We start from the raw sequence: 17,183 nt of genomic DNA on the forward strand, positions 1-17,183 counted from the left end.
GGCGCCCGGGGGGTGGGGGGGGGGGGGCCCCCCCCCGGGGGCCCCCCCCGCGGGGGGGGGCGCCCCCCCCCCCCCCCCCCGGGGGGGGGGGGGGGGCCCCCCCCCCCGCCCCCCCCACCGCCGGTCACCTCCCCGTCGTCAGCAGGTGATCCGCAGATCGGCCCAGTCCGCGTGGTCGGAATCGATGCCGTCCCCGCCGTCGGTGACCACCAGACGTACGACCTGCGCACCGCTCACATCCGCCGAGAGCGGCTGCGCGGGCATCGCGTTGGTGAGCACGCCGGTCGACGCCGCCTTCGCACCGTCGGCCCACACCTCGAAGGCCACCGTGCCCTGGGTGCCCTTCTCGTCGTCGACCCCGACCTGCGCCGTCACGGCGCTGCACGCTCCGCCGGTGTAGAACTCGACGACGCTGTCGGCGTGCACACCGAGGCCCTTGGCGAAGACCGCGCCGCCGATGGTGAGCGGATTCCCGTCGCCGGCCTTGCTCTCACCATTGCTGGTGTCCCTCTCGACCGGACCCCAGCCGTTGGTGGCGGAGAGCATGGGCAGATCGCTCATGTGGCTGACACCCGACGGCGGCGCGACCACCACGTGCGCCCGGAGCGGGACCGTGGACGTCACAGGTGTCCCGCTCGGTGAGCTGTATCGGGCGGTGAGCTTCAGGTCGTACGTCCCGGAGGCCGTGCCCGCGGGCGCCGTCAGCTGCCAGCGGGTGGTCAGGGACCGGCCGGTGGGCAGGGCCGGTGAGCCGGTCGGCGAAACCGCCCTCACCCGCCAGCCCGAGGGGCCGGTGAGCGCCGCGGACACCTCCGTGGCGGCGGTGCGGCCGAGATCCGTCACTGTCGTCGTGAGCGCGGCGGTGCGACCGGCCTCGATCAACGGGTCCCCATCGACACCGAGTTCCACGGCGGGTGGGTGCGCGGCCCACTTGCGGTCGGCGGTGATCCGCAGCAGCACGGTGCCGTGTGCCGGGACGGTCGCCGAGACGTTGCCCGCGGTGTTGTACGTCGTGTGCTCCCACAGATCGCGCATCGTGTACGCGGTCGCCCTCGGCAGCCCGACGGCCTCGGCCGTCGTCGAGATGCGCTGCGCGCCGCCGGTCTCGTTGAAGAGCGCCACCACGCGGCTGCCGTCCTGCATCTCCTTGGTGACGACCCAGCGTCCGGCGGTGGAGGAGAGCACGGTGCCCTGCTTGCCCAGCGGGTCCTGATCGACCGCGACGACCTCGCGGTTGGAGAGGATCTCGAAGGTCTCCGGGCTCGCCTTGCGCAGGTCGGAGCCGATGAGCAGCGGCGCCGCCATCACGGACCACATGGAGAAGTGGGTGCGGTACTCCGTGTCCGTCATGCCGCCGTTGCCGACCTCCAGCATGTCGGGGTCGTTCCAGTGGCCCGGGCCCGCGGCGGCGGCGAGGGGCAGGTTCTGCTTCATGATCGACAGCATGCTGCCCCAGCTGTCATTGATGTCGCCGGTCGTGCGCCAGAGGTTGCCGAGTTCACCGGCCCACTCCCAGGGCTTGTTCTCGCCCCATTCGCAGATGCTGTAGACGATGGGGCGGCCGGTCGCCGCCAGCGCGTCACGCATCGTCGTATAGCGCTTCCTCGCGTCGACTCCCTGATTGTTGCAGTTGTCGTACTTGAGGTAGTCGATGCCCCAATCCGCGAACTGCCGTGCATCGCTGTACTCATGGCCGAGCGCGCCAGGAAGCCCCACGCTGTCGCAGGTCTTGGTGCCGGCGCTGGTGTAGATGCCGATTTTCAGGCCCTTGGAGTGGACATAGTCGGCGACGGCCTTGATGCCGTTCGGAAAGCGCTGCGGATCGGCCTCCAGTTCGCCGTCCGCATTGCGCTGCGGCTTGGCCCAGCAGTCGTCGAGATTGACGTACTGATAGCCGGCGTCCTTGAGGCCCTTCTCGACGAAGATGTCGGCGATGCCCTTGACCATCGATTCATTGAACTCGGCGCGGCAGTGCGTCGAGTTCCAATTGTTGAACCCCATCGGAGGCGTGAGCGCGAGACCGTTGTCGGCCTGTGGGGCCGGTGCGGGCGCGGGTGCGGGCGAGTCGGCGGTGGCAGGAACGGCGGCCCCCGCAGCGCAGAGCAGCCCGGCCAGCAGCGCTCCGATGACTTTGTGATGGCTGATTCGGGTTGTACGGGTTGGAAGATGACGCATCGTTACGTTCCTCCATACTCGTGCATGATCGGATGACAGCATGTGCACGCCAATACGTGCGATTACGTTAGGGCGTGTTGAAGTCTGTTGGAAGGGCGAAGGTGCGGTTGTCTGATATCTCGTCAAAACCCTTGACGACGCCAGCACTTGGGGGTGAGATCCAAGCGCACGTTCGGTTGTGTTGGGTTGCATCCCAGAGGAGTTGGGCATGACGCAGTCTGATTACGACAGGTCAGGTGTGCCGGGCAGCGTCGCAGGACATCGGATGTCCCGACGCAGTCTGTTGCGTGGTGCTGCAGTGGGCGCGGGTGCCGTCGCTCTTCCCTCGCTGCTCACCGCCTGCGGGAGCGGCCCCGGCGGTGACGGAAAGACGATCACTCTGGGTTCGAATTCGTCCGACCCGATTCCGAAGAAGGCCTTCGCCGACGCTTTCGCGGCGTACGAGGCACAGTCGGGCGGGCGGAAGGTGAAGGTCAACACCGTCGACCACAACACCTTTCAGGAGAACATCAACCGGTATCTGCAGGGCAAGCCGGACGATGTCTTCATGTGGTTCGCCGGATACCGGATGCAGTTCTTCGCCGAGAAGGGTCTGCTGCACGACATCAGTGACAACTGGCAGGACTACAAGGGCTTCTCGGAAGCGCTGAAAGCCCAGTCCACCGGTGCGGACGGCAAGCAGTACCTCACGCCCTACTACTACTATCCGTGGGCCGTCTTCCACCGCAAGAGCCTGTTCGCCGACCGCGGCTATCAAGCCCCGAAGACGCTCGACGAGTACGTGGCGCTCGCCAAACAGATGAAGAAGGACAAGCTCGACCCCATCGCCTTCTGTGACAAGGACGGCTGGCCCGCCATGGGCACCTTCGACTACATCGACATGCGGACCAACGGCTATGAGTTCCACAAGAGCCTGATGGCGGGCGAGGTCGCCTGGACCGACAAGCGGGTCAAGGAGGTCTTCGACACCTGGCGCAGACTCCTGCCGTACTGCCAGCAGGGGGCCAACGGCCGTACCTGGCAGGAAGCCGCCACCAGCCTCCAGAAGAAGGAGGCCGGCATGGCCGTGTTCGGCCTGCCGCACCCCGGCGCTCAGTTCCCCGAGGGTGAACAGGGCGACATCGACTTCTTCCCCTTCCCCGTCATCGACCCGGAACACGGGCAGGACGCGGTCGAGGCACCCATCGACGGATTCCTGCTGGCGAAGAAGTCGAAGAACCTGAAGAACAAGAAGTCCCTGGAGAGCGCCAAGGACCTGGTCAAGTGGCTGGCCACCGGGAAGGCCGAGGACATCTACCTGAAGAGCGACCCGAACAACATCGCGGTCAGTGACCAGGCGGACATCTCCACGTACTCACCGCTCCAGAAGAAGGCCGTGGAACTGGTCTCCGGGGCGAAGCAGATCTCCCAGTTCCTGGACCGGGACACCCGGCCGGACTTCTCCTCCACGGTCATGATCCCGGCGATCCAGAGGTTCATCAGCAACCCGAACGACGTGGACGGTCTGGTCAACGACATCGAGCGACAGAAGAAGACCATCTTCGCAGCCGACTGACCGAGGACGTCCCCGATGGAATCCGACCGAACCTGGAGTACCGACCGTGTCGTTCATCTCGGCGCGGCGCACCGGACGGCGGGTGACGCGGCGGTTCACCAACCGCGACCTCGTCGTACTCGGTGTGCTGCTCGGCATACCCGTCCTGCTCGACATCGCCGTCGTGTGGGGGCCGACCCTCGCCTCCGTCGTGCTCTCCTTCACCAGCTGGGACGGCATCGGTGAGATCAAGTGGGTCGGTACCCGGAACTACGCGAACCTCTTCACCAACTACCCGCAGTTCTGGCCCGCCGCCCGGCACAATCTGCTCTGGCTCGGCTTCCTCGGTCTGGTGGCCGCGCCGTTCGGACTGCTGCTCGCCGTACTCATCGACAGGGGCGTGCGTTTCAGTCGTTTCTACCAGTCGACCCTCTACATGCCCGTCGTGCTGTCCCTCGCCGTGGTCGGTTTCATCGCCCAGTTGGTCTTCTCCCGTGATCAGGGTGCCCTCAACGCGGTCATCGGGGACACGAGGTCGCCGACCGACTGGCTCGGCGATCCGGACCTCAATATCTGGATGGTCCTGCTGGCCGCGGCCTGGCGGCACACCGGCTATGTGATGATCCTCTACCTTGCCGGACTCAAGGCCGTCGACCCCTCGCTGAAGGAGGCCGCGGCGATCGACGGGGCGGGCGAGGCCCAGACCTTCTTCCGCGTCGTCTTCCCCACGCTGCGGCCGGTCAATGTCATCGTCGGCGTCATCACGGTCATCGAGTCCCTGCGCGCCTTCGACATCGTGTACGCCGTGAACCACGGCCGCAACGGACTCGAACTTCTCTCCGTGCTCGTCACCGACAACATCATCGGTGAGGCCAGCCGTATCGGTTTCGGCTCCGCCATCGCCGTCGTCCTGCTGGTTGTCTCCCTGGGATTCGTCGCGACGTACCTGGTCCAGGAACTCCGAGGGGAGAAGAACCGTTGACCGTACACACCGCCCCCGCGCGCCCCGGCGCCCCGCCGGCGTCACGGGCCCCGGCCGTCCGGCGCCGTGTCCGCCCCGGCAGGATCGGTGTCCACGCCTTCCTGATGGCGGTCTCCCTCGCCTTCCTCGCCCCGTTGCTGCTCGCGGTGTACGCCTCGCTGCGGCCGTACGACGAGACCTCGGCGCACGGCTACTTCTCGCTGCCGCGTCATCTCTCCCTGGACTACTACCGCCAGGCGTTCTCCGACTCCGGGATGACGAAGTACTTCGTCAACACCATGATCATCGCGATCCCGGGAGTACTCGTCACCCTCTTCCTCGCCTCCTTCGTGGCCTTCGCGCTGGCTCGCCTGAAGGTGCGCGGCGGGCTCGTCCTGCTCATGCTCTTCACCGCCGGGAACCTGCTGCCGCAGCAGGTGATCGTCACACCCCTCTACGTCGTGTTCAACCGCATCCCGTTGCCCTACTGGATGTCCGACTCGATGACGATGTTCGATTCGTACTGGGCCGTCGTCACCGTCCAGGTCGGTTTCCAGATCGGCTTCTGCGTCTTCGTGCTGGCCAACTTCATGCGCACCCTGCCACGGGAGATCCTGGAGGCCGCGGTCGTCGACGGCGCGGGCGTCTGGACCCGGTACTGGCGGATCACCCTGCCGCTGTGCCGCCCGGCCCTGGCCGCTCTCGGCACCCTCCAGTTCACCTGGATGTACAACGACTTCCTGTGGGCCCTGGTCTTCATGTCCGACGGCGACAAGCTCCCCATCACCTCGGCGCTCAACAATCTCCGCGGCCAGTTCTTCACCGACTACAACCTGCTCGCCGCGGGCTCGGTGATCGTCGCCCTGCCGACGCTCGTGGTCTTCCTGCTGCTTCAGCGCCACTTCATCGCGGGCCTCACGCTGGGTTCGAGCAAGGGGTAGTCCGGCCGTCGGCGGTCCCGGTCCGCCGACAGCCGGACTCGTAGGGAGGGACACCGCCGGCCCAGGACGGGGTTCCTGCTGGGGAGGCCGACCGCGGACCGTGCGGGACGCCGTCGAAGGACACCCGAGGGTCCCTTTCGGGAGCAGCATCGCGACAGCCGGGTTTTCGGCAGGGTGTTGCGGGCAAGCCACAGGGGGCTACGGAAGAGGGGGAACCGTGATCGTCTGGACTTCGCGGCGGAGATGATCGAGCCGTTCGCGGGGGCCCAATGGATGTTGCACGAATCGGCCGGATATCACCTGCAGAAGAAGGATCTACCGACAGACTCTTTGGCCATGGCAGCCATCAAACGAATTGCCGCTGTGGCCATGTCCGTCGCCACTTTCGCTGGCACCGCGCTTACCGTGGCGCCCAGCGCCTCGGCCGACAGTTATAAGCGGGTGTGACCACCCAAGGGTCTGCTTCTACCGGACTCAGCCCGACTGGACCATCGGCATGCCCGACGCTGCGTACCAGGACGTCACGACCTCCTACCAGACGCTCAGTTCCAGGGCCCGCGGCGCGGACTGGGTATACAACTCCCGCAACGACGACCGCGCGATGCTCCGCTTCGTCAACGGCCGATAGCTTGGACCGGGCACGCTGCCGCGGCCTGGCGCACGCACTCGCCCTGGTCGTCCGGGACGGCCGGGGCGTACAGCAACCCCTCTTCACCGAGAAGCTCGAACACCTCCGGTGCGAGGAACACGCACTGCGCATAGCCCTGGCAGCGCGTGAGATCCACAACGATCCGCATCCCTCCACTCCCTCCGTTCCTCCCCCTCCTTTCCAGGATGAGGGAGGAATCGGACGCGCGCACAGCCACTGCGCCAGGGGCGGGGTCCGTGCAACCAGCATCCATACGCACGAGTCGTCGTCTCATCAGGCCTCTGCGGTCGTCGCTACGGAGTCCGACCATGTCGTCCATGAGCGATTCCCAACTGGTGCCTCGCCGGTGTCGATCCCGTATGGGTTGCCGCTGCCGAGCGGGGCGGGGTGTGTTGGGCTGGAGGAGTGAACCCGGTGCGCCTGGCTGACGGGATTACGGGGGGACGGAGGCCGGGATGGGCCCGTCGGCAACAAGGGGCACCTCTTGACCATGGCGCACCATCCGCTTCTCCTCTCGCGCCCTCGGCGGGTCGGGGTGACAGTGAAAGCATCGGTCTCTGTGAGGCAGGATGATCATGGATCGGTATCCCCCCATCGCCGAACACGGTTTTGTCGGGGACCTGCAGACTGCTGCCCTGATCTCCGGGCAGGGACTTGTCGACTGGTTCGCGGCTCCCCGGTTCGACCCGCCCAGTTGGGCAACTTCCCGCAGGTGTTCACTCACCTGTCGCTGATCGCGGCCGCCACTACCTTGGACGACGCCCGCGACCGTCAGTGCGACCGAGCACGTCGGGAGGCGGTATGCGGACGGTGAACGAGGAACCGGCACGGGTGCTGCAGACACCGCGCGCTGCGGCTGTCGCAGGGATCCTGTTCGCGTTGCTGCTGAGCGCGGCCCTGGTCCTGGTCCGCATCGCCATCCCCGGCCACCCGGTCGGTGCGGCCGCATGGCTCGCCAACCCCGCCAACCGTGCTGCGCTGCGCACCGCCGCCGGCCTAGTGCCCTTCGCGGGGGTCTTCTTCCTGTGGTTCATGGGTGCGGTACGGGATCACGTGGAGCACGGGCAGGCGGACAGGTTCTTCGGCACACTCTTTATGGGCAGCGGGCTGTTGTTCATCGCGATGCTGTTCGTCCTCACCGCCTGGGTCGACGGCCTCATCGCAATCGCCGGCACGCTCCGCCTCACCGGGCAGGTGGGGTCGTGGGAGCTCGGACGCCACCTGGCGCTCACCCTGCTGGCGAACTACGCGATGCGCATGGCGGCGGTCTTCATCTTCTGCGCCACCACGATGGGCCACCGCACCGGTACCTTCCCCCGCTGGCTCACCTGGTTCGGCGTGCTCGCCGGGCTGGTCCTGATGTTCCTCGTCAGTACCGTCGCCTGGTCCGAACTCGTCTTCCCCGTCTGGGTTTTGGTGCTGAGCGGGCATGTCCTTTGGTCCTTCCTCCGCCGCCGGAGGCGCGAGAGGCCCCAGGGGGCAGGCGAATGAGGTGAGCGACGGGGTGTGTCTCAGTCTTTGATCCCGCTCAGTGCTCCCCTGGTCGCGAGGCCTTCGCCGGTCTCACCCCGAGAGGCGAAAGAGTGCCGAATGCCCTTAATGTGCTGTGAGAGCGCTCGCCGGAGCGCCCGAAGGCGCAAAGGGGAAAGACGCCCGACTGGGCCGGACAGACCGGGGCTGCTGCACGATCGGCGGGTAGGTCTGCACGGTTGCCCCTGGCCGGGTAGCCCGCGTCATCCGCGAATCGCGCGGCTGCGCACACCAGCTGTCGCGTCAGGCATATCGAGGTGGAGAGTATGTCGGATCGGCACTCCGTGGACGGGTCCGTTGAGGACCTGGTGGTCAACCCGCTGTTCGCGCGTCCCGGCGAGGCTCGACGCCGTCCGCGGCTCCAGCTCGGCGAGCAGCCGATGCTGCCGGAGACCGCGTACCAGCTCGTCCACGACGAGGCGATGCTTGACGGCAACGCGCGGTTGAACCTGGCGACCTTCGTCGGCACCTGGATGGACGACGAGGCCAGGCGTCTGTATACCGAGACCTTCGACAAGAACATGATCGACAAGGACGAGTACCCGAGTACCGCAGCCATCGAGGAGCGCTGCTGGAAAATCATCGCGGATCTGTGGCACGCGCCGGACCCGGCCGCGAGCATCGGATGTTCTACCGTCGGCTCCTCCGAGGCGTGCATGCTCGGCGGGCTCGCGCTCAAGCGGCGCTGGCAGGAAGCGCGTCGTGCCCAGGGCAAGTCCGCAGACGGTCCGAACCTTGTGATGAGTTCGGCGGTGCAGGTGGTGTGGGAGAAGTTCTGCAACTACTGGGACGTCGAACCGCGCTTCGTGCCCATCAGTGAGCAACACAAGACCCTCGACGGATTCAAACTTCGGGAGTACGTCGACGAGAACACCATCGGCGTGGTCTCCATTCTCGGAGTCACTTACACCGGCATGTACGAGCCCGTCGCGCAGCTCAACGCCGCACTCGACGAGATCCAGCGTGACACCGGACTGGACATCCCCATCCACGTCGACGGCGCCTCTGGGGCGATGGTCGCTCCGTTCCTCCAGCCGGACCTGGCCTGGGACTTCCGGGTACCGCGGGTCGCCTCTATCAACACTTCCGGCCACAAGTACGGACTGGTCTACCCCGGCATGGGCTGGGTGGTGTGGCGCAGCCGGGACCTGCTGCCCGACAGCCTGGTTTTCAAGGTCAGCTACTTGGGCGGTGACATGCCAACCTTCGCCCTTAACTTCTCCCGTCCCGGAGCCCAGGTCCTCTTGCAGTACTACCAATTTCTCCGGCTCGGTCGCGAAGGCTACCGCGAGGTACAGCAGGCCTCACAGGACGTGGCCAAGTTCCTGGCCGAGCGCATCGGCGCGATGGACGCGTTCGAACTGTGGAACGACGCGTCCGACATCCCTGTGTTCGCCTGGCGGCACGCCTCCGGGTACACCAAGAACTGGACGCTGTACGACCTGTCGGACCGGCTGCGCCAGAAGGGCTGGCTGGTCCCTGCCTATCCAATGCCTGACAGCCTGGCCGACATGACCGTGCAGCGGATCGTGGTGCGCAACGGGCTGAGCGTGGACCTGGCTCGTTCCCTGCTCAAGGATATTGAGGAGAGCGTGCACTACCTCGACCGATTCGCCCAGCCGCTGCCGGCCGAGCCCCGCTCCGGCTTCCACCACTGACCGGGACACCGCCGACGTAGTCGTGGACCGGCCCGCGTGGGCGCGGCGTGGCGGTCAGACGGGGGAGGAGGCACCGAGGCGTTCGGCGATGTGGTCGCCGACGCGCAGGGCGTTGGCGATGGCGGTCAGGGAGGGGTTCACGGCGCCGATGCTCGGGAAGAAGCTGGTGTCCACGACGTAGAGGTTGTCCGGGTCGTGGGTCTTGCAGGTGGTGTCGAGCGCTGAGGCGCGCGGATCGTTGCCGAAGCGCACGGTGCCGGCCTGGTGGGCGGTGGCGCCGATGGGCATGTCCTTGTGCAGGTACAGGGTGTGCGGCAGCAGGTAATGCCTCGAAGGGCATGTCCGGGGGAGGCGAGGCCGGCCCAGCTGGCTGCTTCGCCGCGGATCTGGTCGGCGTCGGACGTGCCGAGCATCTGGATGCCGCCGAGCGGGTGATCGAAGTCGTCCGCGCCGAGGTACCAGTCATTGACGGCGAGGGTCTTCTGGAAGCGGGTGTTGTTGGGCTCGTGGGAGACGGCCATCAACGCCAGGTTGTTGTGGCGCATGTAGTGGCGGCCGACGACGTCGGAGCTGTTGGCCAGGCCGTGCGGGTGACGGTCGTTGGCGGAGCGCAGCAGCAGGGCGGCGGAGTTCGCCGTGCCGCAGGCGACGGCCACGATGTCGCCGCGGAAGGTGGCGGGGGTGCCGTCGGGGAGTTCGGTGACGACGTTGGTGACGTTGCGTCCGTCGGCGCCGACCAGCAGGATTTTGCAGTCTGACCTGCGGGTTTCGCTGGGCGGCTGGAGTGCGCTGAGGGCCACTCGATCATGGAGGTGTCTCGCCGGCTGCGGACACGGTCCGCACCTGGCGACGCCGTTTCCTCGAACGGGGCCCGGACGGCTTGTGTGACGACCCGCGTCCAGGCGTGCCGCGGAAGATCACCGATGCCGATGTCGGGCGGGTGATCGTCAAGACGCTCGAGGAGACACCGAAGAACGCGACCCACTGGTCGACCAGGTCAATGGCGGCGGCGACGGGGATGTCGCAGTCGACGGTCTCGCGGATCCGGCGGGCATTCGCTCTCGCACCGCACCGCTCGCAGACGTTCGAGCTGTCAACCGATCCGCTGTTCATCGACAAGGTCCGCGACGTCGTCGGTCTCTATCTCGGCCCGCCGGACAAGGCGCTGGTTCATCCGGGACGGGGCCGAGAAACGGGACTCCGGGCCGCGGTATGCGCGGTGGGCGCGGCCTGCGATGCCGGCGGTCTCGGAGATGGCCGGGCAGGACATCTAACGGATGCGGCACTGGCACAAGGCGAAGCCGGACGAGCCGCGTGACATTCCGCGCGTGGCCTGGAGGCCCGAATGGGGCATGAGCTTCCGGGTGTGGAGGGTGTGTACAGCGAGGTGACGGTCGCGATGGAGGAGAGAATCGGGGAGTACCTTCAGCGCGTATGGGAGAGAGAAGTAGTGGGTGCGGGATTGTGGACGCCTCCTTTTCCCATGCCGCTCCCAGATGGCCTGCGCAATGCTGTTCCGTCCCTGTTCAGCGGCCTTCCACTCTTGGAGTACGAATGATCGTCTGGGTCAACGGTGCGTTCGGCGCGGGCAAGACGAGCGCCGCGCGCGAGCTTGTCGATCTGATCCCGAACAGCACCTTCTACGACCCCGAGCTGATCGGCATGGGGCTGCGGTACCTGCTGCCCCAGAAGCGACTTGCCGAGGTGACGGACTTCCAGGACCTGCCGATCTGGCGGCGACTGGTGGTGGACACCGCGGCGGCCCTGCTCGCCGAGACGTCCGGGGTGCTGGTGGTACCGATGACGCTGCTGCGACAGGAGTATCGCGATGAGATCTTCGGGGGGCTCGCCTCCCGGCGCATTCCGGTGCGCCATGTCCTGCTCTCACCTGAGGAAACGATCCTGCGTAAACGGATCGCCGGCCGGGTGGAGTTCGCCGACGACCCGGAGCACAGCGAACGGATCCGGCAGTGGGCCTACGAACACATCGAGCCCTATCGGGCGGCGCTCGGCTGGCTCACCCGGGACGCCCACATCATCGACACCAGCGCTCTCTCCCCGCGTGAGACGGCCGAGCACATGGCCGAGGCGGTCCGCACCGGAACCGCCGCCGCATGCGAGATCGTGCAGACCCCCGAGCCGACCGCGGAGACCGTCGCGGCCGGCGTACTGCTCTTCGACGAAGCCGACCGGGTCCTGCTCGTCGACCCGACGTACAAGCCCGGCTGGGAGTTCCCCGGCGGAGTGGTCGAGGCGGGCGAGGCACCGGCGCAGGCCGGGATCCGTGAAGTGGCCGAGGAGATAGGCATCCGTCTCGACCGGGTGCCGAAACTTCTCGTCGTCGACTGGGAGGCCCCCGAACCCCCCGGCTACGGGGGGCTGCGCATGCTCTTCGACGGCGGCCCGCTGCCCCGTGCCGACGCCGAACGGCTGCTGCTGCCCGGTTCCGAACTGCGCGGCTGGCGCTTCGTCACCGAGTCGGAGGCGGCCACCATGCTGCCCCCCACCCGATACGAGCGGCTGCGCTGGGCGCTGCGCGCCCGGGAGCGGTCAACCGTGCTCAACCTGGAGGCCGGAGTTCCGGTCGGCTGACGCACGCAGCACCGCGGCGGCGTCGACGGTGAGCGGATCGCCGTGCCCGAAGCAGACCGTGGCCGGTTCCAGCGCGGCCAGCCGCCGGAACGAGGCCACGGCCCGCGCCCGGTCGATGTTGAAGACGCCCAGCATCACCCGGCCGACCGCGGCCACGCAGTCGCCGGTGAACAGCACACCGTGGTGCGGCAGATGGATCCCGATGGAGCCGGGGGTGTGACCGGGGGCGTGGACCACCCGGGCCCCCGAACCGAACGCGATCCCGTCGCCGTCGGCCAGTTCGCGGTCCACGCGGGTCGGCGGCGCCGGAGGAACGGTCAGCGCGTGCTCGTACAGCGGACGTTCCCAGTCCAGCAGGACGGGGTCGGCGATCTCCGCCTCGCCGCGGACCACCGGCGCGTCCAGCCGATGGGCCAGGATCTCGGCGCCGTGCCGGTCGGCGAGCTCCTGGGCCGCGCCGTAGTGGTCGCGATGGCCGTGGGTGACGACGATCCGGCCGATGCGGCCCGGGTCCAGGCCGAGCCCGCGCACCGCGTCCTCGATCGCGGGCGCGGCATCGACGTCGCCCGCGTCGATCAGAGTCAGGTCCGCGCCGTCACGCCACAGATACGCCTGGCCGATGGGGAAGCGGAACATGTGCAGTTGAGGAAGCACCTGGACGAGATCCATACGTCGAACGTACGTGGCCCTGCCCGCTCGGCGACCGGATCTACGCTCTGGGCGAGCTTCGCCCAGAGCGTAGATCCGGTCGCACGGCCGACCCGGCACCCCACGGGCCGGCCGTGTGCCGTACGTTCGCCAGGCCGGACGGGTGTGACGCGTGATCAGGCTCGCTTGGAATCGGCGTAGTTCCGCAGGAACAGGGCCTCGGCGAGCGACAAACGCTCCAGTTCCTCGGGCGACACGCTCTCGTTCACCGCGTGGATCTGCGCCTCCGGCTCGCTCAGGCCGATCAGCAGGATCTCGGCCTCCGGGTAGAGGGCGGCGAGCGTGTTGCAGAGCGGGATCGAGCCGCCCATCCCGGACGTCTGCATCTTCTCGCCGGGGTACGCGGCCTCCATCGCCTGCGCCATCGACGTGTACGCCGGGCTGGAGGTGTCCGCGCGGAACGGCTGGCCCTGGCCAACCTGTTCCACCGACACCCTGGCCCCCCAGGGGGCGTGCGCCTTCAGGTGGGCGGTCAGCAGCTCCGTCGCCGCGGCGGCGTCCTGGCCCGGCGGCACCCGCAGGCTGATCTGGGCCCGCGCGCTCGCCTGGAGCGAGGGAGTCGCGCCGACCACGGGCGGGCAGTCGATGCCGATGACCGTGACGGCGGGCCGGGCCCAGATCCGGTCGGCGACCGTACCCGTTCCGATGAGCCCGACACCGTCGAGAACCTTCGCGTCCTTGCGGAAGTCGGCCTCCGGGTACTGCAGTCCGTCCCAGTCGGCGTCCGCGGCGAGTCCGTCGACGGTCGTGGTGCCGTCCTCGGCGCGCAACGAGGCCAGCAGTTGGATCATCGCGGCCAGCGCGTCCGGGGCGGCGCCGCCGAACTGGCCGGAGTGCAGGTTCCCTTCGAGGGTGTCGAGCGTGACCCGCAGCATCGTCATACCGCGCAGCGTCGCGGTGACCGTCGGCAGCCCGACCCGGAAGTTGCCGGTGTCGCCGATGACGATCGTGTCGGCGGTCAGCAACTCGGGGTGCGCCTCGGCGTACTGCTCCAGGCCCCCGGTGCCCTGCTCCTCGGAACCCTCGGCGATCACCTTGACGGAGACCGGGACGCCGCCGTGCGCCTTGAGTGCGCGCAGGGCGAGGAGGTGCATGATGAAGCCGCCCTTGCAGTCCGCCGCGCCGCGGCCGAACCAGCGGCCGTCCCGCTCCGTCAGCTCGAACGGCGGGGAGAGCCAGGCGGACTCGTCCAGCGGCGGCTGCACGTCGTAGTGCGCGTAGAGCAGCACGGTCGGGGCGCCCGCCGGGCCCGGCAGGAAGCCGTACACCGACCGGGTCCCGTCGGGGGTGTCGAGAAGGGCGACGTCCTGGAAGTCCTCGGCGCGCAGCGCGTCGCCGACCCAGTCGGCGGCCGCCTCGCACTCGCTCCTCGGGAACTGCGCGGGATCCGCCACCGACTGGAAGGCCACCAGCTCGGTCAGCTCCGTCTTGGCACGGGGCATCAGTGAGGCAATGGTCTCGGAGATCGGACGGGCGGTCATGGGCACGCTCCTCGTGGGTGCGACGTTATGGGTACGAATCCGGGCACATGCATACCGAGTGAGCGGTGTTGCATGGAGGATGAACGTACGGTCGATCCTCCCACAGAGGGGGCCGGGCCGGGCGCGCCGTAGGATGCCGTGAGCAGCATGGGCCACTGGTGGGATCGGGAGCAGAAGCACATCGTGAGCAGCGAGAACGCAGACGCCGGGCATGAGCACGAAGAGTCGTCCGTGTGGGACGTCGTCGTAGTGGGCGGCGGACCGGCCGGAGCCTCCGCGGCATACGCGGCGGCGGTGGCCGGCCGACGGGTACTGCTTCTGGAGAAGGCGGAGCTGCCCCGCTACAAGACGTGCGGTGGCGGCATCATCGGTTTTTCGCGTGATTCGTTGCCGCCCGGATTCGAACTGCCCCTGCGGGACCGGATCCACGCGGTCACGTTCTCGCTCAACGGCAGGCTGGCGCGGACCCGCCGCTCCAAGCGGATGCTCTTCGGGCTCATCAACCGCCCCGAGTTCGACGCGGGGCTGGTCGAGGAGGCCCAGAAGGCCGGCGCCGAACTCCGTACCGGCGCGACGGTGACGAGGGTCGAGCAGCACGGTGCCGCGGTGCCGGACCGGCGTACGGTCGCCGTGGTGCTCTCCGGGGGCGAGACGGTCCTGGCCCGCGCGGTGGTCGGTGCGGACGGCAGCGCAGGGCGGATAGGAGCCCATGTCGGGGTGAAACTCGACCAGGTGGACCTCGGCCTGGAGGCGGAGATCCCGGTTCCGCAGACCGTGGCGGAGGACTGGGCCGGTCGGGTGCTGATCGACTGGGGTCCCATGCCCGGTAGTTACGGCTGGGTGTTCCCCAAGGGTGACACCCTCACCGTCGGTGTGATCTCGGCGCGGGGCGACGGAGCGGGGACCAAGCGGTACTTGGAGGACTTCATCGCCCGGCTCGGTCTGGCCGGCTTCGAGCCGAAGATCTCCTCCGGGCATCTGACGCGCTGCCGCAGTGACGACTCACCGCTGTCGCGCGGGCGGGTGCTGGTGTGTGGCGACGCGGCAGGGTTGCTGGAGCCGTGGACCCGCGAAGGCATCTCCTTCGCGTTGCGCTCGGGGCGGCTCGCCGGTGAGTGGGCGGTCCGGATCGCGGAGTCGCACGATGCGGTGGACGCCCGGCGCCAGGCGCTGAACTATGCCTTCGCCATCAAGGCGGGCCTGGGCGTCGAGATGGGTGTCGGGCGGCGCATGCTCAAGCTGTTCGAGCGCCGTCCGGGGGTTCTGCACGCGGTTCTGACGGGGTTCCGTCCGGCCTGGAACGCGTTCGCCGGGGTCACCCGCGGAACGACTTCCCTGGCCGAACTGGTCCGTACGCATCCGCTGGCACAGCGGGCCCTGTCCGCGATGGACCGCTAGTGCTGTGACCGGAAAGGTTTGCCGGGAGGATCGCGGCGTCCGGTGCGGTGCGTCGTGAGGCGGAGGATCACCCTCGTGCCGGACGCGCTCGGGTGATGCGACGACGCGCCTCGGTGCCGTGCCGGACGCCGCGAGCCGGTGAACCTTTCCAGGACGGCACTGGTACGGCCATCAGCCCGCCAGGTTCGCCGAGTTCGAGCGCCGCTTCGAGACCGAGCCGACAGCGCCGGACCGGGCCGACGCGTTGCACCCATCTGCGTGATGGGGACCCGGACCGGGCACATGACGTCGCCGACCGCGACGAAGGACCTCACGGCACAGCCAAGGGCTGTCCCGTGATCAGAGGTTCTCGCGCAGCTCATGCGCAGCGCGGCCGGCAGGCCGAGCACGCCGGAAACCGGTACCGCACCGTGCCGCGACCCGACTGCGCCGCCGAGAAGGTCCGCGTCGGGCATCTCCATGTGATCGCCGAAGTCGTACCCGAGGAGGGCGAACCCGAACTGTCGGCGCCTCCGGGGCAATGCCGCGGATTGCGCCCTGCACCGGCGGCTGGGACACCACGGCTCGACCACGTGGGTGAAATGGGCGATCACGTGCAGTTGTCCAGCAGCTCGGCGAGGTCGCGCACGACGAGGTCGGCGCCGTGCTCGCGCAGCGCGTCGGCCTGACCGGCCCGGTCGATTCCGACGACGTATCCGAAGCGGCCGGACCGCCCGGCGTCCATTCCGGCCAGCGCGTCCTCGAAGACCGCGGCCGCGCCGGGCTCGACACCCAGGTCGTGCGCCGCACCGAGGTAGGTGTCCGGGTGCGGTTTGCCGGGCAGCCTGCGCTCGGCGGCGACGACACCGTCGATCCGTACGTCGAAGAGCGCCTGGATCCCGGCCGACGTCAGGACGTCCTGGGCGTTGGCGCTGGAGGAGACCACAGCGGTGGACAGCCCGGCCGCTCGCACGGCCTCGACGTAGCGGACGGAACCGGGGTACGCCTCGGCCCCCTCGGTGCGGAGCTTCTCCAGCAGCAGTGCGTTCTTGCGATTGCCGAGGCCATGCACCGTATGCAGCTCCGGAGGGTCGTCGTCCGAGCCTTCCGGCAGTTCGATTCCGCGGGAGGCCAGGAAGGCCCTCACACCGTCGGCGCGCGGACGGCCGTCGACGTACTCGTCGTAGTCGGCGACCGCGTCGAACGGCCGGAACCCCGGGCCCTCCCGGCGCCGCAGGAAGGCGTCGAAGGTTTCCTTCCACGCCGCGTCGTGCACGACGGAAGTCTTGGTCAGTACCCCATCCATATCGAAGAGGCAGGCACGGATGGCTTCAGGAAGACCAACTCTCGGCATGAATGGCATATGACCACTTTTCTGTCTTCTGTCCCATCGGTTCGTCAACGGTGAACCCGACGCGTCAGCCGTCTGGGCACGTCATGCTGCGGCGCATGTCTTGACCGTGAGGACTCGGCGACGCCCGTCAGTGGGGGCGCTGGGGGCGGCGCTCCGGGCGAGGGTTCCGGCAGAGTGGTGGGCTGCTCGCGGGGGCGGCTTTCCGCGCCGCCGCGGGTCACGG

General features: G+C 68.3%; 16 protein-coding genes and 1 pseudogene. 11 read left to right on the plus strand and 6 right to left on the minus strand.

From position 1 onward, the window contains the following. Window positions 1–138: 138 nt before the first annotated feature. Entirely contained in the window at window positions 139–2,175 is a 2,037-nt protein-coding gene (locus ACIRP2_RS35450) for an NPCBM/NEW2 domain-containing protein (protein WP_404257694.1), read from the minus strand. 265 nt (window positions 2,176–2,440) lie between these two features. Here ACIRP2_RS35450 and ACIRP2_RS35455 point away from each other — a divergent pair, with 265 nt between their 5' ends. The 5 genes from ACIRP2_RS35455 to ACIRP2_RS35475 all read left to right on the plus strand — a co-directional run bounded on the left by ACIRP2_RS35455 (window position 2,441) and on the right by ACIRP2_RS35475 (window position 6,239). Then, entirely contained in the window at window positions 2,441–3,730 is a 1,290-nt protein-coding gene (locus ACIRP2_RS35455; protein WP_404257926.1) for an ABC transporter substrate-binding protein, read from the plus strand. A 46-nt stretch (window positions 3,731–3,776) separates the two neighbouring features. Continuing rightward, window positions 3,777–4,691 (plus strand): carbohydrate ABC transporter permease, encoded by a 915-nt coding sequence (locus ACIRP2_RS35460; protein ID WP_404257696.1) that lies wholly within the window; start codon window positions 3,777–3,779, stop codon window positions 4,689–4,691. Then, window positions 4,688–5,611, plus strand: a complete 924-nt coding sequence (locus ACIRP2_RS35465) for a carbohydrate ABC transporter permease (RefSeq protein ID WP_404257698.1) — start codon at window positions 4,688–4,690, stop codon at window positions 5,609–5,611. The genes ACIRP2_RS35460 and ACIRP2_RS35465 overlap by 4 nt, the downstream gene beginning before the upstream one ends. Before the next feature lie 243 nt (window positions 5,612–5,854). After that, window positions 5,855–6,058: a hypothetical protein gene (locus ACIRP2_RS35470; protein ID WP_404257700.1), complete on the plus strand. Its 204-nt coding sequence runs from the start codon at window positions 5,855–5,857 to the stop codon at window positions 6,056–6,058. A gap of 49 nt (window positions 6,059–6,107) precedes the next feature. Continuing rightward, window positions 6,108–6,239, plus strand: coding sequence for a hypothetical protein (locus ACIRP2_RS35475; RefSeq protein ID WP_404257702.1), 132 nt, complete (start codon window positions 6,108–6,110; stop codon window positions 6,237–6,239). Here the strand turns inward: ACIRP2_RS35475 and ACIRP2_RS35480 are convergent. Next, window positions 6,226–6,408 carry a ferredoxin gene (locus ACIRP2_RS35480; RefSeq protein WP_404257704.1) on the minus strand — a complete coding sequence of 61 codons (183 nt, stop codon included), beginning with the start codon at window positions 6,406–6,408 and terminating at the stop codon, window positions 6,226–6,228. The genes ACIRP2_RS35475 and ACIRP2_RS35480 overlap by 14 nt on opposite strands. A 653-nt stretch (window positions 6,409–7,061) precedes the next feature. Here ACIRP2_RS35480 and ACIRP2_RS35485 point away from each other — a divergent pair. Beyond that, entirely contained in the window at window positions 7,062–7,751 is a 690-nt protein-coding gene (locus ACIRP2_RS35485; protein ID WP_404257706.1) for a hypothetical protein, read from the plus strand. A 305-nt stretch (window positions 7,752–8,056) separates the two neighbouring features. Further along, entirely contained in the window at window positions 8,057–9,448 is a 1,392-nt protein-coding gene (locus ACIRP2_RS35490; protein WP_404257708.1) for a glutamate decarboxylase, read from the plus strand. A gap of 54 nt (window positions 9,449–9,502) precedes the next feature. Here the strand turns inward: ACIRP2_RS35490 and ACIRP2_RS35495 are convergent, their stop codons facing one another. Then, entirely contained in the window at window positions 9,503–9,736 is a 234-nt protein-coding gene (locus ACIRP2_RS35495; protein ID WP_404257710.1) for a GMC oxidoreductase, read from the minus strand. Window positions 9,737–9,786: 50 nt separating this feature from the next. On the opposite strand from ACIRP2_RS35495, the gene ACIRP2_RS35500 reads away from it, so the two are divergent. The 3 genes and pseudogenes from ACIRP2_RS35500 (at window position 9,787) to ACIRP2_RS35510 (ending at window position 12,040) form a co-directional block, all read left to right on the plus strand. Then, entirely contained in the window at window positions 9,787–10,206 is a 420-nt protein-coding gene (locus ACIRP2_RS35500; RefSeq protein ID WP_404257712.1) for a hypothetical protein, read from the plus strand. 74 nt (window positions 10,207–10,280) lie between these two features. Then, window positions 10,281–10,619: pseudogene (locus tag ACIRP2_RS35505) on the plus strand (helix-turn-helix domain-containing protein); the annotation flags it as partial. 383 nt (window positions 10,620–11,002) lie between these two features. Next, window positions 11,003–12,040, plus strand: coding sequence for an NUDIX domain-containing protein (locus ACIRP2_RS35510; RefSeq protein ID WP_404257714.1), 1,038 nt, complete (start codon window positions 11,003–11,005; stop codon window positions 12,038–12,040). Here ACIRP2_RS35510 and ACIRP2_RS35515 read toward each other — a convergent pair. Together ACIRP2_RS35515 and ACIRP2_RS35520 are read right to left on the minus strand one after the other, a co-directional pair. Next, window positions 11,999–12,709: an MBL fold metallo-hydrolase gene (locus tag ACIRP2_RS35515; RefSeq protein WP_404257716.1), complete on the minus strand. Its 711-nt coding sequence runs from the start codon at window positions 12,707–12,709 to the stop codon at window positions 11,999–12,001. The two genes, ACIRP2_RS35510 and ACIRP2_RS35515, sit on opposite strands and share 42 nt — an antisense overlap. Window positions 12,710–12,864: 155 nt before the next feature. Next, window positions 12,865–14,229, minus strand: coding sequence for a dipeptidase (locus ACIRP2_RS35520; protein ID WP_404257718.1), 1,365 nt, complete (start codon window positions 14,227–14,229; stop codon window positions 12,865–12,867). 147 nt (window positions 14,230–14,376) lie between these two features. Here ACIRP2_RS35520 and ACIRP2_RS35525 point away from each other — a divergent pair, with 147 nt between their 5' ends. Continuing rightward, the gene (locus tag ACIRP2_RS35525) at window positions 14,377–15,627 is read left to right on the plus strand and encodes a geranylgeranyl reductase family protein (RefSeq protein WP_365692298.1); all 1,251 of its coding nucleotides are present in this window, start codon (window positions 14,377–14,379) and stop codon (window positions 15,625–15,627) included. A 589-nt stretch (window positions 15,628–16,216) separates the two neighbouring features. On the opposite strand, the gene ACIRP2_RS35530 is transcribed toward ACIRP2_RS35525, so the two are convergent. Further along, window positions 16,217–16,960 (minus strand): HAD family hydrolase, encoded by a 744-nt coding sequence (locus ACIRP2_RS35530; protein WP_404257720.1) that lies wholly within the window; start codon window positions 16,958–16,960, stop codon window positions 16,217–16,219. Between the last annotated feature and the right edge of the window lie 223 nt (window positions 16,961–17,183).

This window comes from Streptomyces sp. NPDC101194, assembly GCF_044767885.1.
Taxonomy (GTDB): Bacteria; Actinomycetota; Actinomycetes; order Streptomycetales; family Streptomycetaceae; genus Streptomyces.

Excerpts from the sequence above, each read along its gene's own strand:
- ACIRP2_RS35485 (WP_404257706.1), top strand. The coding sequence starts at position 7,062 with ATGCGGACGGTGAACGAGGAACCGGCACGGGTGCTGCAGACACCGCGC.
- ACIRP2_RS35450 (WP_404257694.1), bottom strand. The coding sequence starts at position 2,175 with ATGCGTCATCTTCCAACCCGTACAACCCGAATCAGCCATCACAAAGTC.
- ACIRP2_RS35530 (WP_404257720.1), bottom strand. The coding sequence starts at position 16,960 with ATGCCGAGAGTTGGTCTTCCTGAAGCCATCCGTGCCTGCCTCTTCGAT.
- ACIRP2_RS35490 (WP_404257708.1), top strand. The coding sequence starts at position 8,057 with ATGTCGGATCGGCACTCCGTGGACGGGTCCGTTGAGGACCTGGTGGTC.
- ACIRP2_RS35520 (WP_404257718.1), bottom strand. The coding sequence starts at position 14,229 with ATGACCGCCCGTCCGATCTCCGAGACCATTGCCTCACTGATGCCCCGT.
- ACIRP2_RS35480 (WP_404257704.1), bottom strand. The coding sequence starts at position 6,408 with ATGCGGATCGTTGTGGATCTCACGCGCTGCCAGGGCTATGCGCAGTGC.
- ACIRP2_RS35500 (WP_404257712.1), top strand. The coding sequence starts at position 9,787 with ATGTCCGGGGGAGGCGAGGCCGGCCCAGCTGGCTGCTTCGCCGCGGAT.
- ACIRP2_RS35455 (WP_404257926.1), top strand. The coding sequence starts at position 2,441 with ATGTCCCGACGCAGTCTGTTGCGTGGTGCTGCAGTGGGCGCGGGTGCC.
- ACIRP2_RS35515 (WP_404257716.1), bottom strand. The coding sequence starts at position 12,709 with ATGGATCTCGTCCAGGTGCTTCCTCAACTGCACATGTTCCGCTTCCCC.
- ACIRP2_RS35525 (WP_365692298.1), top strand. The coding sequence starts at position 14,377 with ATGGGCCACTGGTGGGATCGGGAGCAGAAGCACATCGTGAGCAGCGAG.
- ACIRP2_RS35495 (WP_404257710.1), bottom strand. The coding sequence starts at position 9,736 with ATGCCCATCGGCGCCACCGCCCACCAGGCCGGCACCGTGCGCTTCGGC.
- ACIRP2_RS35510 (WP_404257714.1), top strand. The coding sequence starts at position 11,003 with ATGATCGTCTGGGTCAACGGTGCGTTCGGCGCGGGCAAGACGAGCGCC.
- ACIRP2_RS35470 (WP_404257700.1), top strand. The coding sequence starts at position 5,855 with ATGATCGAGCCGTTCGCGGGGGCCCAATGGATGTTGCACGAATCGGCC.
- ACIRP2_RS35475 (WP_404257702.1), top strand. The coding sequence starts at position 6,108 with ATGCCCGACGCTGCGTACCAGGACGTCACGACCTCCTACCAGACGCTC.